Source organism: Vibrio navarrensis, from assembly GCF_000764325.1.
In the GTDB taxonomy this organism is placed as follows: Bacteria; Pseudomonadota; Gammaproteobacteria; order Enterobacterales; family Vibrionaceae; genus Vibrio; species Vibrio navarrensis.
The window spans coordinates 2,286,401-2,307,172 of the sequence record NZ_JMCG01000001.1; the positions used below are offsets into that span (position 1 = coordinate 2,286,401).

Annotated in this window: 14 protein-coding genes and 1 pseudogene; 6 read left to right on the top strand and 9 right to left on the bottom strand. The window is 49.2% G+C overall.

The window, feature by feature from the left end; genetic code table 11:
• Positions 1–51: 51 nt before the first annotated feature.
• Positions 52–669 (top strand): glutaredoxin 2, encoded by a 618-nt coding sequence (gene grxB / locus EA26_RS10190; RefSeq protein WP_039427256.1) that lies wholly within the window; start codon positions 52–54, stop codon positions 667–669.
• A gap of 10 nt (positions 670–679) precedes the next feature.
• Positions 680–1,774, top strand: coding sequence for an alkene reductase (locus EA26_RS10195; protein WP_039427258.1), 1,095 nt, complete (start codon positions 680–682; stop codon positions 1,772–1,774).
• Between the two features lie 130 nt (positions 1,775–1,904).
• On the opposite strand, the gene EA26_RS10200 is transcribed toward EA26_RS10195, so the two are convergent.
• On the bottom strand, positions 1,905–2,570 hold the full coding sequence (locus EA26_RS10200; protein ID WP_039427259.1) for a tRNA (adenine(22)-N(1))-methyltransferase: 666 nt from the start codon (positions 2,568–2,570) through the stop codon (positions 1,905–1,907).
• A 147-nt stretch (positions 2,571–2,717) separates the two neighbouring features.
• On the opposite strand from EA26_RS10200, the gene EA26_RS10205 reads away from it, so the two are divergent.
• Both EA26_RS10205 and EA26_RS10210 read left to right on the top strand, forming a co-directional pair.
• Positions 2,718–3,707, top strand: a complete 990-nt coding sequence (locus tag EA26_RS10205; protein WP_039427260.1) for a CobW family GTP-binding protein — start codon at positions 2,718–2,720, stop codon at positions 3,705–3,707.
• Between the two features lie 127 nt (positions 3,708–3,834).
• On the top strand, positions 3,835–5,118 hold the full coding sequence (locus EA26_RS10210; RefSeq protein WP_039427261.1) for a DEAD/DEAH box helicase: 1,284 nt from the start codon (positions 3,835–3,837) through the stop codon (positions 5,116–5,118).
• Between the two features lie 41 nt (positions 5,119–5,159).
• Here the strand turns inward: EA26_RS10210 and EA26_RS10215 are convergent, their stop codons facing one another.
• From EA26_RS10215 to EA26_RS10240, 6 genes and pseudogenes are all read right to left on the bottom strand, one after another.
• Positions 5,160–5,996 (bottom strand): arginase, encoded by an 837-nt coding sequence (locus EA26_RS10215; protein ID WP_039427263.1) that lies wholly within the window; start codon positions 5,994–5,996, stop codon positions 5,160–5,162.
• 7 nt (positions 5,997–6,003) lie between these two features.
• Positions 6,004–6,739: pseudogene (locus EA26_RS10220) on the bottom strand (IclR family transcriptional regulator).
• A 225-nt stretch (positions 6,740–6,964) separates the two neighbouring features.
• Complete coding sequence (locus tag EA26_RS10225; protein WP_039427264.1) at positions 6,965–7,975, bottom strand: GGDEF domain-containing response regulator; 1,011 nt, start codon at positions 7,973–7,975, stop codon at positions 6,965–6,967.
• Positions 7,976–7,977: 2 nt separating this feature from the next.
• The gene (locus tag EA26_RS10230) at positions 7,978–8,559 is read right to left on the bottom strand and encodes a chemotaxis protein CheB (protein WP_039427266.1); all 582 of its coding nucleotides are present in this window, start codon (positions 8,557–8,559) and stop codon (positions 7,978–7,980) included.
• Between the two features lie 3 nt (positions 8,560–8,562).
• Positions 8,563–9,402, bottom strand: a complete 840-nt coding sequence (locus EA26_RS10235; RefSeq protein ID WP_039427268.1) for a CheR family methyltransferase — start codon at positions 9,400–9,402, stop codon at positions 8,563–8,565.
• 1 nt (position 9,403) lies between these two features.
• Positions 9,404–13,501, bottom strand: a complete 4,098-nt coding sequence (locus EA26_RS10240) for a response regulator (protein ID WP_039427269.1) — start codon at positions 13,499–13,501, stop codon at positions 9,404–9,406.
• A gap of 466 nt (positions 13,502–13,967) precedes the next feature.
• Here EA26_RS10240 and EA26_RS10245 point away from each other — a divergent pair, with 466 nt between their 5' ends.
• Together EA26_RS10245 and EA26_RS10250 are read left to right on the top strand one after the other, a co-directional pair.
• Positions 13,968–14,645, top strand: a complete 678-nt coding sequence (locus EA26_RS10245) for a MaoC family dehydratase (RefSeq protein WP_039427270.1) — start codon at positions 13,968–13,970, stop codon at positions 14,643–14,645.
• A 279-nt stretch (positions 14,646–14,924) separates the two neighbouring features.
• Positions 14,925–16,487, top strand: a complete 1,563-nt coding sequence (locus EA26_RS10250; RefSeq protein ID WP_039427271.1) for a methyl-accepting chemotaxis protein — start codon at positions 14,925–14,927, stop codon at positions 16,485–16,487.
• A gap of 96 nt (positions 16,488–16,583) precedes the next feature.
• Here EA26_RS10250 and EA26_RS10255 read toward each other — a convergent pair whose 3' ends face one another.
• Both EA26_RS10255 and tkt read right to left on the bottom strand, forming a co-directional pair.
• Positions 16,584–18,494 carry a putative bifunctional diguanylate cyclase/phosphodiesterase gene (locus tag EA26_RS10255; protein ID WP_160173455.1) on the bottom strand — a complete coding sequence of 637 codons (1,911 nt, stop codon included), beginning with the start codon at positions 18,492–18,494 and terminating at the stop codon, positions 16,584–16,586.
• A gap of 257 nt (positions 18,495–18,751) precedes the next feature.
• On the bottom strand, positions 18,752–20,758 hold the full coding sequence (gene tkt / locus EA26_RS10260) for a transketolase (RefSeq protein WP_039427273.1): 2,007 nt from the start codon (positions 20,756–20,758) through the stop codon (positions 18,752–18,754).
• Between the last annotated feature and the right edge of the window lie 14 nt (positions 20,759–20,772).

Here is a 20,772-nt window from a genome sequence, read left to right on the forward strand (position 1 = left end):
TAGGCCAGTGGCTCTGTGCGTGAATCGCCCCAAAAGAGTTAGGAAAGAAACATGAAATTATACATCTATGAACATTGCCCATTTAGTGCCCGCGTCCGCTTTGTTGCAGGCATGCTCGGCCTTAAGCTTGAAGTCGAAACCATCGATTATGATGACGATGAAACCACAACCGAATTGGTGGGCAGCAAACAAGTGCCTGTGCTGGTTAAAGACAATGGGGTCGCCATCGCAGAGAGTTTAGACATTATTCAATATCTGCTCAATTTGGCTGGTTCAGCAGAAACGAACCAACCAGCGAATGCGGTTTTAGAATGGCAAAGCAGCGCCTTTTTACCGCTGCAAAAAATCGGCTATCCGCGCTGGTCAGCAATGGATCTGCGCGAGTTTCGCACCGACTCGGCCAAACGTGCTTGGCGAGCAAAAAAGGAGACCGAAGCGCTGAATTTTGCAGCCTTGCTGGCCGATACTGCCGAGATTGCCAAGCAGGTGGAGGTGGTGATCCAAAATGCCAGCGAATTGTTGAAACAGCCGCTGACGGTAGTGGATCAGGCGGTGATTTTCTCGATTTTGCGCGGCTTTTTCAGCGCGCCGCAGATCCAATGGGAAAACTCGGTACTGGCGTGGATGCAGTTTGCCAGTGAAGAAACCAGCGTGTCACTGCTGAAATAAGGAGAGAGTAATGAGCAAACTGTTTCAACCGACAGAAATGAAAGGCCACGCGCTAGCCAATCGAGTGGTTATGGCACCGATGACGCGTGCGCGCAGCACTCAACCCGGCAATATCGCAAACGCCATGATGGCCCAGTACTATCAGCAACGTGCCAGTGCGGGGCTGATCATTTCCGAAGCGACGCAAATTTCAGACGACTCGCAAGGCTATTCTTTTACGCCGGGCGTGTATACCGATGCGCAAGTGCAAGGCTGGCAGCAAGTGACTTCCGCGGTGCATGCCAAAGGAGCGCTGATGTTTTGTCAGCTCTGGCATGTCGGCCGTGTCTCTCATCCTGTGTTTCAAAAAGGTGACTTGCCCATTGCGCCGTCTGCTTTGGCGTCAGTGGAAACCAAAGTATGGATTGCTGATGAAAACGGCAACGGGCAGATGGTGGACTGCGTTGAGCCGCGTGCGATGACTCAAGCCGATATTGATCGTGTGGTAAATGATTTTGCTTTCGCGGCAAAGCGGGCTATCGAAGCGGGATTTGACGGGGTAGAAATCCATGGTGGCAATGGTTATTTGATTGACCAATTTTTACGCACTAACTCGAATAAACGCACCGATCGCTATGGTGGCAGCCGTGATAATCGGATGCGCTTTTTACTTGAGGTTGTTGATGCGGTGATCGAAGCGATTGGCGCCGATAAAGTCGGTGTACGTTTAGCGCCATTTATCACTTTCAAAGACATGAACTGCCCTTATATTGTGCCGACCATTTTGCAAGCCTCGCAGCAACTACAAGCACGCGATATCGCTTATTTGCATCTGTCGGAAGCCGACTGGGACGATGCGCCGACTATCCCTGAAGCGTTTCGTATCGCACTGCGCGAGTCTTTCCGTAATACCATTATCGTTGCTGGACGTTACTCTCCAGCGCGTGCGCAGGAGGTGCTGGAAAAAGGTTACGCCGATCTGGTCGCGTTTGGTCGTCCTTTTGTCGCTAACCCAGATCTGGTTAGCCGTTTAGAGAACGGGCATCCACTGGCCGAACTCGATGGTGCGACGCTGTTTGGTGGTAATCAGAAGAGTTACACCGACTATCCGAATTTTACAGATTAGTCAGGTTGGTGAATCAGTGATTTGACCTCTTTTCCCCCCTTATTTGAGCTGGAAAAACCAGTGTTAATTAAGGGGGATGTGAGTTTTTGAGCCACTTATGGTGCAATTCGCTGGAGAGGTCAATGACGCGTCAAAGAATTACGTTTTGATAGTTTTCAATAATCGCCGACATGGCCTCACCATGGCCGCGCTGCAAGCGTTGATAATGGGCAATGGTCGTTGCCTGATAGCGTTTGGCGATATCCAGCGGCGCGCAGGACCACATTGAATCTCCAACGACAGAAAGCTCTCGATGCGTATCTTGCTGGCGAGATAGGTGCAACACTTCGTAAAAGCGGCGATTCTCTTCAATGAGCTTTTCGTCAATCAGGCCAAACTTAAGGCGACGCAGGGCTTGGCGCAACATGTACAGATGATGCACAGGGCAGAGCAGAAACTCCAACTCGGCTTGCGGGTGCCGCTGACAAATTTGCTCAACCAGTGCCAGTGTTAAGTCGCCACCAACACCGGCAATGATCACCAAATGTCGGCCTGAAAAACCTTCCAAAGGCAACTGCGCAACGTCAACGCACTCGACATGCCAGCGATGACGCTGAGCCGTGTGGTTTGCTTCCAGCGTTTGCCTCACTTTTTCCGTTAGCTGCGGCACGATGTCGACAAAATGCACCTTTGCATTTTGAGTCTGTTGCAGCAACGCAAGCCCCAGATAGCCGTGATCGCAGCAACAATCCCAAATATGGTCATACTCGTCGCTCACCATGGATTGCAGAGTTTGCATACGTTGACTCAGTTTCACTTTCGCTCCGATAAAGGGGGGACTCAAAGCGGGCGATTGTAGTGGTTTTTGCCATCGGTTGAGAAGTGAAATGCGAGGAAAAGAGGTGCAACTTCTTGGATGAAAAGTAAAATAGCCGCCTAAACCTTGTATTTTCTGGAGAAGACTATGGCCAAGCGGGTTCCAACTAACATCATTACTGGCTTTCTCGGTGTCGGCAAAACGACCACGATTCTCAATCTGCTCGAAAATAAACCGGCCAATGAAAAGTGGGCGGTGTTGGTGAATGAGTTCGGTGAAATCGGCATTGATGGCGCGATGATGACAGAAAGCGGCGCTGTGATTAAAGAGGTCCCCGGTGGATGCATGTGTTGTACCGCTGGGGTGCCGATGAGTGTTGGGATCACCGCGTTGTTAAGGCAGAATCCCGATCGCCTGTTGATTGAACCGACCGGACTGGGCCATCCAAAACAAGTGATTGCAACGCTCACCTCGGCGCAGTATCAAGAATATGTTGATCTTAAAGCGACGATTGCGTTGGTGGATCCTCGCAATCTCAGCGATGAAAAATACACTAGTAATCAGAACTTTAATGATCAGCTTGCCTGCGCCGATGTGGTGATTGGTAGCAAGGTGGATTTGTGCCATGCCCACGATATTGACGTATTTAATGATTGGCTGACCGATCAAACGCCAGCCAAAGTGTTTAGCAAGTTAATTCACGATGGACAGTTGCCGCTGGAAGTGCTCGACATTGAGCGCGTGCATGGCAGCGCATCAACGCATATTGAAGCGCATCATCACCATCATGCCGATATGGAGCCGCAGTTCCAGTTGCAGCCGGGGCAGGCGTATGCTCGTAAAGAGAATCAAGGGCAAGGCTACTTCAGCTGCGGCTGGCTGATTGGCGCGGAGTATCGTTTTAATTTTGACCAACTTTTTTCCATGTTGACTGACTTAACCGCAGAGCGTGTTAAAGCGGTTATCAACACCGATCAAGGCTGTTACGCCTTTAATCGCGCCAATGGCGTGCTGTCGGTCAACCAGATGTCGTTGGAAGGATTTGAATCGCGTATCGAGGTGATTGACTCACAACGGATGCCTTGGGACGAACTTGAGGCGATTTTGCTACGTTTATGCGGCGCCCACGCCGAGTAAGCAGAGTTGACACTGAAGTTTTTTCATTGAATTGTCGAATATCGTGAGATATATCACTCGCTTTCAGGTAGAATGCTCGGCCATTTGTTTACGCGATTAACTTTTTGTCTGTTTAAGGAAACGCTCCATGTCATTTGCATCTCAAGGTTTTGCTCCCGAAGTCGTGAAAGCGCTCGAAGAGTGTGGCTATGAAAAGCTAACCCCAATTCAGCAAAAAGCCATTCCTGTTGCCCGCCGTGGCCATGATATTTTTGCCACTGCGCAAACTGGAACTGGCAAAACCGCCGCTTTTTCTCTGCCTTTGATCCAGCAATTGCTCGACAGCGGTAAAACGGCATCGCGTAAATCAGCCAGAGCGCTGATTTTTGCGCCGACGCGTGAACTGGCCGAGCAGATTGCCGACAACATCAAAGCCTACACCAAATACACCAACCTCACGGTGGCAGCGGTCTTTGGTGGTCGTAAAATGTCGAGTCAAGAACGTGCTTTAGAAAATGGCGTCGATATTTTAGTGGCGACGCCAGGACGTTTGGAAGAGCACATCGAAGCCGGCAATGTGACGGTCGCCAATATCGAATTTCTGGTGTTTGATGAAGCGGACCGCATTTTGGATATGGGCTTTATCAGTGCGGTACGTAAGATTCTTCTCGATGTGGACACCAATCCGCAGATCATGATGTTTTCTGCCACGACCTCAAGCCAGCTTAACGAGCTGTCGAAAGACATTCTACGCAAGCCAAAGCGCATCGCCGTTGAGCGTGAAAATACCACCGCACATACGATTGCACACGTGCTGTATCCGGTTGATCAAGAGCGCAAAACAGAGTTGTTGTCGGAACTGATTGGCCGTAAAAACTGGCAGCAGGTGCTGGTGTTTGTTAACTACAAAGAGACCGCCAACGAGATTGTGCAAGAGCTCAAGCTGGACGGCATCAAAGCCACGGTTTGCCACGGCGACAAAGCGCAAAGTGCACGTCGTCGCGCGCTTGAAGAGTTCAAAACGGGCAAAGTGCGCGTGATGGTCGCGACCGATGTCGCCGCGCGTGGGTTAGATATCGAAGATTTGCCACACGTGGTCAACTACGACATGCCGTTCTTGGCGGAAGACTATGTGCACCGTATTGGCCGTACCGGCCGTGCGGGCAAACAAGGTCATGCGGTCTCTTTCGTCAATCGCGAAGAAGAGCTGACGGTGATTCAGGTGGAAAACTTAATTAAGCAGCAGATCCGCCGCATTGAACTGGCCGGATATGAGCCGAAAAGCCGTACCGCGTACATTGACAAACTCAATAGCAAGCCGTCGTTTAAAAATCGTCAAGGTCGACGTAATAACGCCAACGAGCCGACCGATCAGGCTGCGGCAGAACGTCGCTTAGCGATGGTTAAACGCTTGAAAGCGCGTCGCGGTTAATTTAATTCTCGATAAAAAAATCACCCAAGCGGGTGATTTTTTTATGCCGCGTGGTGGAGCAAATCGGTGAGCTGATCTAACTCTTCCAGCATGTTTTTGCATTCGCGCGAGTAGATGAGCTTATCGCGATCGCCCACAATTTGGATAAAGGTGGTTTTGCCGGAGAGTAAACATTGGCGTAAAGTGCGCATCACCATCTGCATGTCGAGTGCTTGGCAATCTTCAATGCTGGCTTTGGCAACAATTGACGCCAAATCAATCGAGATCACCAGTCGGTCACAGTGATCGATAAAACTGCCCAAGTGCTCCTTGCAATCGTTGCGATGACGGAACGTGAACTCTTTCTCTGTCAGCCAATTGCAACCGAGATCTTCGGCGTGTTCCCAAACTGCGCTGCTGGTATGGCTCTCGTTCACGCCAACGAAAAAGGCCCGGGTGTTGTGATAGCGAGTGAGGGCAAAGTGAAAAGCGGTGCCGAGTTTCACGTCCAAGGTCGCTTTGAGCCCCATGCTGTGGCTCAAATTGACCAACCCAACTTCTTCACCGCCGCTAAATAGCACCGGCATTGAAGAGAGTACGCTTTCTGCACAATTGGTAAGAACAATCGGAATCGCATGACGTGAAAGCGCGCGGCTTAACGCTTCCTGATAGTTGCCGTTTTCCACGTCTTTGCGCGAAAAATTGTCACAGTCACTACCCGTTTTACGTTCGTTGAGCTGATATAACCATTCACTGGCGTTTTCAAGGCTCTGTTGCGCTGTTTCAAACTCGACGATTGTCATAGGTTTCACGAACTCACTTAAGGTGAGATAGGTAAAAGGGGAGTGATGATGTTCAATCACACTGGCTTTTTGATGACGTTTGAAAAAGCTTAACATGGCGGCATTACCTTTCTGGTGGGAGCGCTCTCGCTGCCTGTAAAACATGTAAAATGATTCGTTGCTTGTCGGCATCCACCCGGTGAGCAGGAGCCATGACCGTGACCGCACCGATCAGTTTACTTCCTTTCATTACCGGAGCACTGATACCAGAAACCCCGGGATCAATCTCCGACGTGCTCACTGCGTAGCCGTTACGGCGAATGGTGTCGAGTTCTTCCTGCCATTTCTCTAGTCGCTGTTCTTGGCCGAAATAGCGCAGAATCCGTTCGCATCGTTGTTGCGGCATGAAAGCGAGCATCACTTTGGATGAGGCGCCACGAAGTAGTGGTTGACTTTGACCCTGGACGTAGCTACATCGTAGCGCCTGCATACTCTCTTTCTGACGAACGCACAAAGCGCGATACCCAACAGGCACCATGTAAGCGGCGATCTCTCCAGTCTGATGCTGTAAACGCGCTAATATCGTTTCCACCGATTCAAGACTGTGCTGGCTGGTTTGATAGCTGCGCATCAACAGCAGTGCAGCGGGGCCAACGATCAGCGTTTTTTCATGGGCGCTTTCTTCAATCAGGTTCCACTCTTTGAGTAATTTCAAATGGCGATACAAGCTGCTGAGCGGAACGTTTAATTGTTCACTTAGAGTTTTGGCTGAAACCGGCTCGTCGTTCACCGCAACCTGCATCAGCAGTTGTAACGTTTTTTTCGTTAACCTGATTGGCGTTCATCTTGTTTTCTTTCATGCAATTTTTAACGTGTACAAATTCATAACACAACTATAATTCTTATTGGTTAAGAAAAGGAATGAAATTTAATTTACTATTTCTCGTTATGTGAGAATTTAATTTAAGCCGTGTTCAGAAGGCAAGAGCGTTAGGCGAGTAAAAGGTATTCACCAAAGATCAAAAAAGGGAACGAATGTTCCCCTAAATGTTAAGTGTGATAAGCACCAAGCAGGTGGCGAGGCGCTACGAAACGAGTTCCGTGTGACAAGCTTCGGCAATGCGGTTACGCCCAGTGCGTTTGGCTTTGTACAACGCTTCGTCTGCCTTTTTCAGTAGTAGGCGGATATTGCCGTCGGCTTGTGGCACCATAGAGCAAATCCCGAGGCTGGCAGTAACATGAGGGTAACTGGCATTCTCACTGTGTTTGATGCGCAGCGCTTCTATCGTGGTGCGAATGCGATCCGCCACGTGTTTCGCACCTTCAAGATCGGTTTCAGGCAAAATCGCGGCAAACTCTTCTCCGCCAATGCGCGCGACCTTATCGAGACAACGTAACTTCATATTGCGAATCGCTTCTGCGACCATACGCAAGCATTCATCGCCTTGCTGGTGGCCGAAAGTGTCGTTGTACATTTTGAAGTGATCGATGTCGAAGATGATCATTGATACTGAGGTGTTTGACCGCAGAGCTCGATTCCATTCGTCGCTGTAGATCTCTTCAAAGCGGCGGCGATTGTGCAGGCCAGTGAGACTGTCGGTGGTCGAGAGCAGCAACAGTTGTTCGTTGGTCTCTTCCAATTGTTGCTGCAACTCCTCTAGCTCAGAGAGCTTTTGGTCAAACTCCATGGTCTTCTTTTTCAGGGCATGGCGCTGTTCAAACAGTTCAATAAAAACGCGCACTTTGCTGTGAAACACCAGTGGATGCAACGGTTTAAACAGATAGTCTACCGCCCCGTGTTCGTAACCACGGAAGATGTGCTCTTCGGATTTCGAGGCCGCAGTGACAAAAATAATCGGAATATGGCGGGTCTTGCGGTTACCACGCATTAACTCTGCCACTTCGTAACCATTCATGGTTGGCATCTGTACGTCTAGTAGCACCAGCGCGAAATCGTAGTCTAACGTTAGGGCAAGGGCCTCTTCGCCGGAAGTGGCACGGACTACGTTTACCGAAAAAGCGTCCAGTAGGCCTTCTAGCGTGAGCAGGTTTTCGATTTTGTCATCAACGATGAGTATGGTTGCTTTATCTTGCATGGTTAACAGTCACATAGAGAATTTAAGAAATGACCAATTTCGTCCAAAGGGAGGATATGATCGACATTGGCCGTTTCAATCGCGGCGGCTGGCATGGCCTGCGCCTCGGCACTTTCGACGGATTGAACCACTGCCAGTCCGCCCATTTGTTTGATTTTTTTCAGCCCAAGCGCGCCGTCGGAATTTGCGCCCGTCAACACCACGCCAACCAACGATGGGCCATAATAATCGGCGGCGGTTTCAAACAACACATCAATCGATGGCCGTGAATAATTCACTGGTGGATCGACCGAAAGTGCAATACAGCCATCGACTTCTACCATCATGTGGTAGTTGGGCGGAGCGATATACATATTACCGCGGCGGATGGGCAGTTTGTCTTCGGCTTCTTGCACGCTCAAATGGCTTTTGCTGTCAAAGTGCGTGGCCATGTAACTTTCCGGCGAGGGACTAATGTGCTGCACCAGCAAAATTGGTAAGCAAAATGAATCCTTCAACTCACGTAGTACCGCCCCAACGGCTGCAAGGCCGCCTGCGGATGCGCCAATTACAACTGCGCTGTATGTGTGGCCACGACAACTCATGTATCACCTAATCCGTTTCTTGCGATAAATCTTTTCTTTTTCTGAGACCAAATCAAACTTGTCCGCGATATCAGAAAAACGCAGCGATTCTTTTGAGCCGAGGCAGAGAAAACCGCCCGGTACTAAGCTGTCGTAGAAAAGTTTAAACACGCGGTTTTGCAGCTCTCTATTGAAATAAATCAATACGTTACGACAAAAAATGACATTCATTTCACCAAACACACCGTCGGTGGCTAAGTTGTGTGGGGTGAACAACATTTTATCGCGCAGCGCGAGTTTCATGATCACGCTGTCGTAGTCAGCAATGTAGTAATCAGAGAAAGATGCGCTGCCCCCCGCCGCTTGGTAGTTAGCAGTGTATTGGCGGACCAAGTCCATCGGATAGATGCCTTTTTTGGCCTTTTCCAAAATGGCTTCGTTGAAATCGGTCGCGTAAATTTGCGCGCGATCTTTCATCCCTTCTTCTTCAAGCATGATGCCCATCGAGTAGACTTCTTGACCCGCTGAGCAGCCCGCATGCCAAATTTTGACAAATGGGTAGGTCTGCAAATGAGGAATAATCAGCTCACGAACCTTTTTGTAGAACCAAGGGTCGCGGAACATTTCCGTGACGTTGATGGAGAGATCGAGCAGCATTTGATCAAAAAAACGCGCGTCGTTGATCACTTTGTGCTGCATTTGCGAATAGTTCGACATGCCTTCAATCGCACGTCGATATTCGAGTCGTCGCTTGGTATGAGCGAGCGAATATTCGCGAAAGTCATAACCATATTTGCGATAGATCGCTTCCAACAGCAGTTGAATTTCTAATTGTTCGTTTGAAAGATCAGTCACGCTTTCCATTTCAGTACAACCATACTCGCAACATTGACAATAACTTATCGGTATTGACTGGCTTGGCGAGGTAATCACTCGCGCCCGCTTCAATACACTTACTTCTATCGCCCTTCATCGCCTTTGCCGTCAGCGCGATCACTGGCAGCTTTTCGTAAACTTTTTGTTTACGAATCTCTTCCATGGCTTCGTAACCATCCATCCTTGGCATCATGATGTCCATTAGTACGACATCAATATCCGGGTTTTCTTTTAACTTATCTAGGCTCTCCAAACCATCTCGGGCAATGACAATATCCATGCCTTTGTCTTCCAAAATGCTCGAGAGAGCGAACACATTACGCATATCGTCGTCAACCAGCAAAACTTTTTTGCCGATCAGAACCGATTCCTTATTGTGCACTGCGCGCAGCATACCTTGCTGTTCTCTCGGCAGGTTGGCTTCCACGCGGTGAAGGAAGAGCGCGGATTCATCCAGCAAGCGCTCAGGAGATTTGACCCCCTTGATGATGATGCTCTCGGCGTAGCGGTTTAACTCTTTCTCTTCTTCTTTGCTCAACTCCCGTCCGGTATACACAATGATGGGCACGCGCGCTGCCGTTTCGCTGCGGCGAATGCGTTCCAGTAGCTCAAACCCGGTCATATCCTCAAGGCCCAAATCCAGCACCATGCAGTCATAACGTGCTGACTCCAACTCGCTCAAGGCTTTCTCGCCCGTTGGTACGGTAACAATATGCACGTCATCTTCGCCAATCAGCTGGCGAATGCTCTCTTGTTGAATGGCATCGTCTTCTACCACCAGCAGGCGTTTCACGGGTTTGGAGATGATCTCTTCAATATTGCCAAACGCTTTTTCAAGCTTTTTCATATCGACCGGTTTGGTGAGGTAGCCAATCGCGCCCATACGTAGCGCATCCAAATTGGCGTCGTTGGCCGACATAAAATGTACTGGAATGTGGCGCGTTTCTGGGTTCTCTTTAAGGCGCTCCATCACCGTCCAACCGTCGATGCCGGGCAAGCCAATGTCCAAAATGATGGCGCTCGGGTTGTAGTATTGAGCAAAGTGCAAGCCGCTTTCACCTGTTTCAGCGACAATGCATTTAAAACCTCGCTCGCGGCCAAAATCACGCATGACACCAGCAAACGCGCGATCGTCTTCAATGATCAACAAGGTGCGATCTTCGGCGACAATTGATTGTCGGTCGTCTTCCACATAACTGTCACTGGCGCTGAGAACGGGTTCTGTTTTCTCGGCACGAATAGGCGCTTGCGGCGCGGGTGTGGAGGCTACCGCATGTTCTTGCGTTTCCGCTGGCGCTTCGCGTTCGGTGATTTCCAGTGGCGCGAGGCTAATCTGCGGCAAGCTTTCCATCTCGTTACGTGCTTTCTCAGTGTATTTCAGCGGGAACACCACGGTAAACGTGCTGCCTTTTCCTTCTTCACTCTTAAGATGAATACGACCGCCGAGCAAATGAGCTAGCTCTTTGGAGATAGACAAGCCGAGCCCTGTGCCGCCATATTTGCGGCTGGTGCTGCCATCGGCTTGCTGGAAGGCTTGGAAAATCGCCACTTGCTGATCTTGCTTAATGCCGATGCCGTCATCACGAACCGAAAAGGCGATCAACTCTTCACGCGGCTTGTTGAGCAGCTTTGCCAGCTCTTGCGACGGATGAGCCATGTTCAGCGTCACGGCACCTTCATGGGTGAATTTGAATGCGTTGGTGAGTAGATTGCGCAGAATTTGCTGCAGTCGCTGCGAGTCACTCTCAAGGCTCGCGGGCAAGTTGCCGGCACAGATGACTTGGAAATCGAGCCCTTTGTCGTCGGCGATCTCTTTGTACAGGCGCAACAAATCCTGCTCTATGCTGGCAAGCGATACATCTTCAATATGCAAGTCGATTTTCCCAGCTTCGACTTTGGACAGATCGAGAATTTCGTTGATCAAAGAGAGCAGATCTGAACCCGATGAGTTGATCGCCTTGGCTGATTCGATCTGTTTGTCGGTTAAGTTGCCGTCTTTGTTGTTGGCGAACAACTGCGAGAGGATCAAAATACTGTTGAGCGGTGTGCGCAGTTCGTGCGACATGTTCGCCAAGAACTCAGACTTGTACTTGCTGGCGATTTCCAACTCTTTGGCTTTTTCTTCCACCACTTGCTGCGCCTCTCGCAGCGCCTCATTTTTCTCTTTCATCTCGTTTTGCTGCTGCTCAAGCGCTTTGGTACGCTCTTCCAACTCTTCGTTGGTGACGCGTAGCTCTTCTTGCTGGGCTTGCAGCTCGGCTTCCGATTCTTTGAGTACTTTGGTTTGCTCTTGCAGCTCTTCGTTGGTGACGCGCAGCTCTTCCTGCTGCGCCTGCAACTCCTCTTCCGAGGCACGCAGCGCCTGAGTTTGCTGTTCTAACTCTTCGTTCGCTTTGCTTAGGCTCTCTTTCTGCTGCTGCGTTTCCAGTAGCAGTGAGTTAATCACCAGACGCGCTTTGGTGGCGTTAAACACAATGGCGAGATTGCTGACGATCTCATCGACAAAGCGGCGTTGAATCGAGCTGTAGGCTTGGTTTGAACCGAGCATCACGACGCCAATTAACTGTTCATCAACCGCTAATGGGATGGCGAGAAAATGACTTGGAATCGTTTCCCCAGCGGCAAAATTGTAGCTCGGCACATTGTGTTGCAGATGGTTAAAGGCGATCACTTGGCGCTCGAGTGCCGCTTGACCGACCATGCCTTCGCCGAGTTTGAGTTGGTTGAAATTACCATGGCGATCGGAAAACGCATAGGAGGCGCGCAGCTCCAATCGGTCGTTTTCAAACAGATAGAGCGCGCCCAACTGGGCATTCATGTGTTTGGTAAAAAAGGCAATAAACTTGTCTGACAACAGATCGAGGCTGATATCGCCACGGATTTCATTGTCCAACATCTCTTTGCCAGATTTCAGCCAGTCTAAGTCGCGCAGTTGCGAAGCCATATTGTTGAGTGAACGGCTTAATTCGCCGAGCTCGTCTTTGCGGTCAATGGTTAACGCGGACTCTAAGTCGCCCTCGGCAATGCGCTGGGCAAACCCCATGCTTTCGAGCAACGGCTGAGTAACCGACGAGGAAAACTTGATAGCAATAAAGCAGACGATAACAAACAAAGCCAAGCCGACTGCCAGCAGGATCTGGTACACGTGATAAACCGAAGTGGTGACCTCGCCTTGGTTGATTTTGGAGATCAAATACCAGTCGTGTCCAGGGATATTCAACTTATCGAAGGTAACCAGAACCGGAAGGCCAAGGCTATCGATATAAATGCCTTGCCCGCCGCGCTCGCCCGCCGATTGCGCATCGCGCCAGTAATCGGGCTCACCACTGTTGAGCGTGTAGCCAACCACATATAGGCCGTTGCCCATCGTAACCAGATCTGAGCGCAGCGAGAATGTATCCGTCGCGTTTTCAAGACCAATAATATAGGACTCGCCTGTTTCTCCCATACCGACACGGGAATTGACGATTTCGGTTACCAATTCCGGCATCACTTGCACGGCGACAATAGCAATCAACTTGCCTTCTTGGTCCAAAATCGGCGCAGAAAAGTAAGCGACGTACTGATTATCCGCGGCCTTGCTTTTGGCAAAGTCGGTAAAAAGTGCACGCGGGTGGCTCAGCTCTTTGGCCCAAAGGCGGGCGAGGGCCGGATCGCTCGACTCATAGCTGAGATTGATGGTACGGATACGGCTCTTGTCTCGCAAAGCGTAGAGGATTTTCCCGTTTTGCGGCGAAAGAATAAAAAGATCGCGATAGCCATAAGATTCGACGAAGTGGCGCAATGTTTCTTCGAGTTGACTTTGCGATGCAGTGGTCATGGACTCACTGAGTTTTTGGCCAAAATCGAGCATTTCCGACGTAGAAGCAAACATACTGATATCAAGCAATCGCTTGCTAAAAAAGGTATCAATGGCGGTAGAACGTAGCGATTGAATGGCCTGTAGCTCTTCAAACGATTTGTCGATTAACGCATCACCTGCCATGCGTCCACTGAAAATCGTTACGCATGCCATAGGCAAAATGCCAAACGTGATTAAAAGGGCAATTAACTTAGGACGAATACGAATGTCCGCGAACTTTATCATCAAGGTATCACTAATCAGTTGTTTTTATTAAACCAGTTTCTCTTATATTCGATTCTTGTTCAAATGGGCTTAAGCAGACTGTTGACTAGGATCTGATTTTAACATCGCTAAATCACATATTGATTGATAGATGAGTCAATATGTGATTTGGATTTTTAGTGGTGTGTCACTTGCTATCAATGACTATTTGGCGCTTATCTTGCAAGGATAGAGGAAGAAGATATGTGCAAATGGCGACTTCTCTACCTTTAGGGTAAGAGAGCGAGAAAAGGGCTATTTTATGGAGTATTAGCTCTATCTCGGCAAAATAAATAAAATGATGTTTTATTGTTAATATGTTGATATTTAATGCTTTTATCCTTTTTGGATTACAGTTGTTCGCCCGAAAGTATTTGCAACAATATGTGAAGTGTTTCAAAATTAACTGGTTGAGCCAGTTGGGCAAATCATTAACCAAGGTTTTTTTATGAAAGTCACAAATCTTTTTAGAGACAAAGTTGATGCATGGTCTGCACATCATACTGAGTTTATGAATTGGATGTCCCCGACGCTACGCGATTATTGGGGTGACTTTTTGGAAAAAGCACAAGGAAGCTTTCTTTTTTCAAAAGTGCGCGACCATCAGCAGCCTGCGGTAAACGAGGAAGTTTCTATACCGGAACCGATTGTTTTAAATGCAGAAGCGCAAAAACTCTACGATGAATTGCAAGAAAAAATTGGTCAGGTGATCCACGTTGGCGACTGGATTCATGTTGATCAACAGCGTATCAACCAATTTGGTTTGGTGACTGAAGACATGCAATGGATCCATACCGATCCTCAGCGCGCGGCCACTGAATCGCCATTCAAAACCACCATTGCACACGGATTTCTGACGTTGGCGCTATTGCCCAAGTTGACCGATTCTGTGGATGCGGATAAACCGCTGTTTCCAACGGCGAAAATGGTGGTGAACATTGGTCTTAACCAAGTGCGTTTTCCTTATCCAGTCAAAGCGGGTAACAATTTACGTGCTTCAAGCGTGTTGACTAAAGTGACACCGGTCAAAAAAGGTCTTGAAATTGAACGCGAAATCAAAGTCGAGATCGAAGGGGTGCGCCGGCCCGCAGCGGTGGTGGTTTCGGTTATTCAATTGCATTTCTAATTTAGAGATCTTTGTCTAAGCACTGCTAAAAGGCCAGCTTGTTGAGCTGGCCTTTTCTATTGCCATAAGCCCCCAACTCTGTTGCCACAAGCTTCAAGGGCAAACTTTGTTGTAAAGCTCATTTTTTCTGCTTGTAAGACAGTTCTCATCAATAAAATCCACAAAATAATGACGGCTATCATGCTGTTGATAAGCAATGCGAATCCCTCTTTGTAATATTATTCATATTTGTGTATAAATTGCGGCGTTCAACTATTCCAACAAAAAAGATGTGCCACTATGTCAGTCAGTCTTTCGAAATCAGCTCATGAGACCGTGCTAAGTGAACAAGATCAGCTTGTTTCTACTACCGATCTTAAAGGGGTCATTACCTACAGCAATGAGGCATTCTGCCGCATTGCGGAATATCAGCAACATGAATTGCTAGGGCAAAACCACAACATCGTTCGTCATGCGGACATGCCGAAGGCCGCGTTCGGTGATATGTGGAAAAATCTCAAGCAGGGTAAAGCTTGGCGTGGCATCGTTAAAAATCGCACTAAATCAGGCGGTTACTACTGGGTTGATGCCTATGTCACCCCAATCTACGACAATGGCGTTATGTCTGGCTATCAATCGGTGCGTGCCAAGCCAAAACGCGAATGGGTAAATATTGCCGCCAAAGCGTATCAGTCGTTGCTCAATGCGGAAAAAAATGGCCGGACTTGGTCTTTGCAACTGAGTGACAGCCTGCGCTACGCGATTCTTTTAGGGTCAGTGTCCGCGCCGATGCTCGCTCAGGTATTGCATGCTGAAGGCCTATTGGCTTGGTTGGCGAACCTGCTTCCGGCGGCGGCGCTGGGACTACTGTTTCGTCAAGAGTTGATCGACACGCCGAGCCAACTGAAAAAGTTACAATCTAAGTTTGATAGTGTTAGCCGCTTGATCTATTCCGGTAATACGCCGTTTTCTGTCGCCGATTTCCACCTAAAGATGGCCTCTGCGCGCATTCGAACCATTTTAGGGCGAATGACCGACTCCGCTCGCCCGCTGCAAAACTTGGCCGACGAACTGAGCGCGACTACGGAAGAAGTTTCTCAAGCGCTTGGCCAGCAAGCGACGGACATTCGTCAAGTGCGTGATGCTGCGGATTCGATGGAGCAAGCTGCCAATGCGGTGTTCGACAGCACTCGCAATGCGCACGGCTTGATAGATGAAACAGTGCAAAGTTGTGCGCAAACCAAAGCAACCATTGAGCACACGCAGCAAAATTTGAATCGCTTGAGCAGCCAAGCAGAAAAAGCGACCCAGACCACTTACCAACTCAGCGAGCAAGCGGAAAGAGTGAGCAAACTGATGGAAGAGATCGGGGGAATTGCAGAGCAGACCAACTTGTTGGCTTTAAACGCGGCGATTGAAGCGGCGCGGGCGGGCGAGCAGGGACGCGGTTTTGCTGTTGTGGCTGACGAAGTGCGAGCACTGTCGGGGCGTACGTCGAAAGCGACATTGCAGATCAAATCCAGCATTGATGACATGCTGGGCACGATCCAGGGCTGGCAAAGCGATATTATTAGCAACCGCGAGCAGACCGAAGCGTGCTCTCAAAGTGCCTCGCAAAGCGCAGTGCGGCTGGCGGAAGTTGAACAGATGATGCAAAGCATGAACAGTTTGATGGAAGATGTGGCCGATTCGGCCAATAAGCAACTCACGCTGTCGAGCGATGTTAATCAGCATATTCACTCTATCGCATCCGCAGCCGAGCAAAACTTGGCAGCCACGCGCACCGTGGAAGAAAATAGTCTGAAACTCAAAGATCAAGTAAACGAGTTTTATCAACTGGCTGAGCGTTTTCAAGAGCGATAGTGGTTCTGAATGGCTGAACACAATAAAACCCAGCGCAGGCTGGGTTTTGTTTTTAGGGCCGTATGACAAAGCCTGACATCGGTGCATATCGTTAGGTTAAGTATGCCGAGAGCACCACTGGTCACGCCAAGCGACAAACTCATTGATCGGCATCGGTTTATTAATGTAGTAACCTTGTGCTTCATCGCATTGCAGCGCCGCTAGCGCATCAAGCAGTTCGCGGGTTTCCACCCCTTCTGCGACAACACGCAACCCTAAATTGTGCGCCAGTTCAATGGTGGAGCTGACGATAATTCTGTCGTTGTTGTTCTCTATCATATTGAGGACAAAAGATTTATCGACTTTAAGTTCATTGACCGGTAGCTGTTTCAGATAGCCGAGTGACGAATATCCTGTACCAAAATCGTCGATGGAAAGGTGAAAACCCATTTTGGCAAGCTCATTTAAGGTTTGTTGGGCAACCTTCGGATCTTCCATGATGGCGCTTTCGGTAATTTCTAAACAGATGCCCTCGGCTGGCACCTTAAACTCGCTCAGAAGGGAATCAAGGAACGCTGGTAACTGACCTGTCATGAGATCCCAAGTCGACAAGTTAATCGAGATGATCATGTGCCCTTGCAGTGGTTGCACGTTGTGCCACTGGCTGACGACCTCTCTAATCACCCATTTAGTAATTTCACGCACGAAACCGGTCTGTTCTGCAAAGGGAACAAACTGATAGGGTGCGATCATACCTTTGCTGGGATGCTGCCAACGGATCAAAGCTTCAGCAGCAGAAACCAGCGAGGATCTTGTGTCCACTTTAGCTTGCAAGAAAACGCGCAGTTCATTTTCTCGTACCGCGCGGCGCAGCTCAGACAAGAGTGATAAGTTTTGCGGAGCCGACATCACCAAGGATTGGTTGTAAACCACGATCTGCTCTTTTTTTGATTTCGCTGCGTACATGGCAATTTGTGAGGCGTGGATCAGCGAGTCGGGATCGGCAGCGTCTGTTGGCCAAGAAGCAATGCCAATTGAGACACTGAGATCAATCTGTGTTCCTTCGATTTCAAACGCATCGTCCAAACAGTGTTTAAGTTGCTGCGCGGCTTCAAGAGGCGGCAGGTGGGAGGTATCCAGCATCACGGAAAACTCATCACCACTAACATGAGCCGTCATGGCTGGGCGTGTGTGTACCGTGTTACTTAAACGCTCGGCAACGGTTTTGAGTACCCGATCGCCCACTTCATAGCCGAGCACATCATTCACTTGCTTAAAGCGATCAAGGTTTAGCGTAATAACGGAAATTTGCCTAAACGTATTAGACGCCATTGCCTCTCTGAGCTTTTGTTTAAAATTGAGACGGTTTGGTAATCTGGTCAGGGGATCGAAGTAAGCCAGTTGGGTGATGGTCTCTCTCTGCTCCTCAATACTACTGCGCATTTTGTCAAAACTACGCGCGAGTTGGCCGATCTCATCAGGGCGATCTGTTCCCTCAATCTCAGAGGAGAAATTACCTTTCTCTAGTTCAGCCGTGGCTTCTGTGAGGGTAATTAGCGGCTTTATGGTTCGGTGAGATAAGGCGAAAATGGCCAATGTGAAGATAATAATGCCAACGCCGCTCACCGTCAGATATTGTGTGGCAAGTTGGTCAAATTTCTCGCTGGCTTTTGGCAAAGATTCAAGGAAAACCACGTGGACCCAATGTTGCGTCGAGGTTTGTTCGCTGATTACCCCACTGACGAAAATCTCTTGATTGATCACAATGTCTTGAAGTAAGGACGAGTTTTCTGCCATCGAGTTGTTTGTTGAGAGAAAATAGCCAGCAATGGCCTCTGAACTGGCGACGACATTGATGGTTTGCGCACCTGTTGATGAAGAGAGAAGGGCAATTTCAATCCCCGCCAGTTGGCTAGCTTGTAAGATGCGTTCTTGGTCAATATCGAAGCCCAACAAAACGTAGCCGATCACTCGCGGAGCACGTACCGGAGCCAGTACAAACTGGGTAGGTTTGCCGTTGTACATCATCAGTTGAAAGGGCTTTTGCTTGTCAAAACGTTGGATAATCTCTTTATATATCGAAGGGGAAAACCGAATGATAGACAGAGAGTGATAAGACAGGCTTTTGTGCTGTGCATAGTTGAGCTTTCCTTGTTTGTCGTTCTTCGTTGCACCTCTAACTATAGAAGAGTTATAGAGAAAAAAGTAAAGCATTGATGTGGAGGATATAAAAAGCCCTACATAATTTTGCAGGGCTTAGTATTAATTGAACTTAGTTTGAAAGATTAAGCGATGATTTCTTTCGCTGTGTTGACCACGTTTTCTACTGTGAAACCAAACATTTTGAACAGTTGATCTGCTGGTGCTGATTCACCAAACGTCGTCATACCGATAATGCGACCGCCAAAGCCAACGTACTTGTACCAGAAGTCTGCAATGCCCGCTTCGATAGCGATGCGCGCTGTCACGTCTGATGGCAGAACTGCTTCGCGGTAAGCCGCGTCTTGCTTGTCGAATGCATCTGTTGATGGCATTGATACAACGCGCACTTTCTTACCTTCTGCGGTTAGTTGCTCAGCCGCTTTCACTGCTAGCTCAACTTCAGAGCCTGTTGCGGTTAGGATAAGCTCAGGCTTACCATCGCAATCTTTCAGGATGTAACCACCCTTGGCGATGTCTGCCACTTGCTCAGCGCTGCGCGCTTGCTGCGCTAGGTTTTGACGAGAGAAAATCAGCGCCGATGGGCCATCTTTACGCTCAATTGCCAGTTTCCAAGCTACCGCTGATTCCACTTGGTCGCATGGACGCCATGTGCTCATGTTTGGCGTTAGACGCAGTGATGCGATTTGCTCAACTGGTTGGTGAGTTGGGCCATCTTCACCCAAGCCGATAGAATCGTGCGTGTACACTTGGATGTTCTGAATCTTCATCAGAGCCGCCATGCGCATGGCGTTACGTGCGTATTCCATGAACATCAGGAAGGTTGCGCCGTAAGGTACGAAACCACCGTGCAACGCGATACCGTTCATGATCGCGGTCATACCGAATTCACGCACACCGTAGTGGATGTAGTTACCAGCGAAGTCGTTTGCTTCTAGTGACTTGGAACCCGACCACATGGTGAGGTTAGAAGGCGCTAGGTCCGCAGAGCCGCCCATGAATTCTGGCAGCATTTTACCAAACGCTTCGAGCGCGTTTTGCGATGCTTTACGTGAAGCAATGTTGGCTGGGTTGGCTTGAAGATCGGCAATGATTTGGTTGGCTTTCTCTTCCCACTGCGCTGGAAGCTCTCCATTTACGCGGCGTTTAAATTCAGCTGCCAGCTCAGGGTACGCTGCTTCATAAGCTGCAAATTTCTCGTTCCACGCTGCTTCCTTAGCTGCGCCTGCTTCCTTCGCTGACCATTCTGCGTACACTTCTTGCGGAATTTCAAAAGGACCGTGCTCCCAACCGAGTTCTTTACGTGTCGCGGCAATTTCTTCTGCGCCTAGCGGTGCACCATGACAGTCGTGCGAACCCGATTTGTTTGGTGAACCAAAACCGATGATGGTCTTAGTACAGATAAGCGTCGGGCGTGGGTCTGCTTTTGCCGCGATGATAGCTGCATTGATGGCGTTCGCATCGTGACCGTCAACGGCTGGGATGACGTGCCAGCCGTAAGCTTCGAAACGTTTAGGCGTATCGTCAGAGAACCAACCTTCAACGTGACCGTCGATCGAAATGCCGTTGTCATCCCAGAATGCGATCAGTTTGCCTAGACCTAGCGTACCAGCAAGAGAACAAGCTTCGTGCGAAATACCTTCCATCAGACAGCCATCACCCATGAACACGTAAGTGAAGTGGTCAACGATGTCGTGGCCTTCTTTGTTGAATTGCGCTGCGAGCGCTTTCTCAGCCATTGCCATACCAACCGCGTTGGTGATGCCTTGGCCTAGTGGGCCCGTTGTTGTTTCGATGCCTGGTGCATAGCCGTATTCTGGGTGACCTGGAGTCTTAGAGTGCAATTGACGGAAGTTCTTTAGGTCGTCGATAGATAGCTCGTAACCGCTTAGGTGCAGTAGCGAGTAAATCAGCATCGAGCCGTGGCCGTTAGACAGCACGAAGCGGTCGCGGTCTGCCCATTCAGGGTTTGATGGATTGTGGTTTAGGTGGTCGCGCCAAAGAACTTCAGCGATATCCGCCATACCCATAGGTGCACCAGGGTGGCCTGAGTTTGCTTTTTGTACGCCGTCCATGCTGAGTGCGCGGATTGCATTAGCTAATTGCTTTCTTGATAAAGGAGCGTGATCCATAATAAATACCGAAT

Bases quoted from the DNA above. Each gene is read 5' to 3' on its own strand.
- EA26_RS10255 (WP_160173455.1), bottom strand. From the start codon at position 18,494: ATGATGTACAACGGCAAACCTACCCAGTTTGTACTGGCTCCGGTACGT.
- EA26_RS10195 (WP_039427258.1), top strand. From the start codon at position 680: ATGAGCAAACTGTTTCAACCGACAGAAATGAAAGGCCACGCGCTAGCC.
- grxB (WP_039427256.1), top strand. From the start codon at position 52: ATGAAATTATACATCTATGAACATTGCCCATTTAGTGCCCGCGTCCGC.
- EA26_RS10250 (WP_039427271.1), top strand. From the start codon at position 14,925: ATGTCAGTCAGTCTTTCGAAATCAGCTCATGAGACCGTGCTAAGTGAA.
- EA26_RS10240 (WP_039427269.1), bottom strand. From the start codon at position 13,501: ATGATAAAGTTCGCGGACATTCGTATTCGTCCTAAGTTAATTGCCCTT.
- EA26_RS10230 (WP_039427266.1), bottom strand. From the start codon at position 8,559: ATGAGTTGTCGTGGCCACACATACAGCGCAGTTGTAATTGGCGCATCC.
- EA26_RS10235 (WP_039427268.1), bottom strand. From the start codon at position 9,402: ATGGAAAGCGTGACTGATCTTTCAAACGAACAATTAGAAATTCAACTG.
- EA26_RS10225 (WP_039427264.1), bottom strand. From the start codon at position 7,975: ATGCAAGATAAAGCAACCATACTCATCGTTGATGACAAAATCGAAAAC.
- tkt (WP_039427273.1), bottom strand. From the start codon at position 20,758: ATGGATCACGCTCCTTTATCAAGAAAGCAATTAGCTAATGCAATCCGC.
- EA26_RS10215 (WP_039427263.1), bottom strand. From the start codon at position 5,996: ATGTTAAGCTTTTTCAAACGTCATCAAAAAGCCAGTGTGATTGAACAT.
- EA26_RS10205 (WP_039427260.1), top strand. From the start codon at position 2,718: ATGGCCAAGCGGGTTCCAACTAACATCATTACTGGCTTTCTCGGTGTC.
- EA26_RS10210 (WP_039427261.1), top strand. From the start codon at position 3,835: ATGTCATTTGCATCTCAAGGTTTTGCTCCCGAAGTCGTGAAAGCGCTC.
- EA26_RS10245 (WP_039427270.1), top strand. From the start codon at position 13,968: ATGAAAGTCACAAATCTTTTTAGAGACAAAGTTGATGCATGGTCTGCA.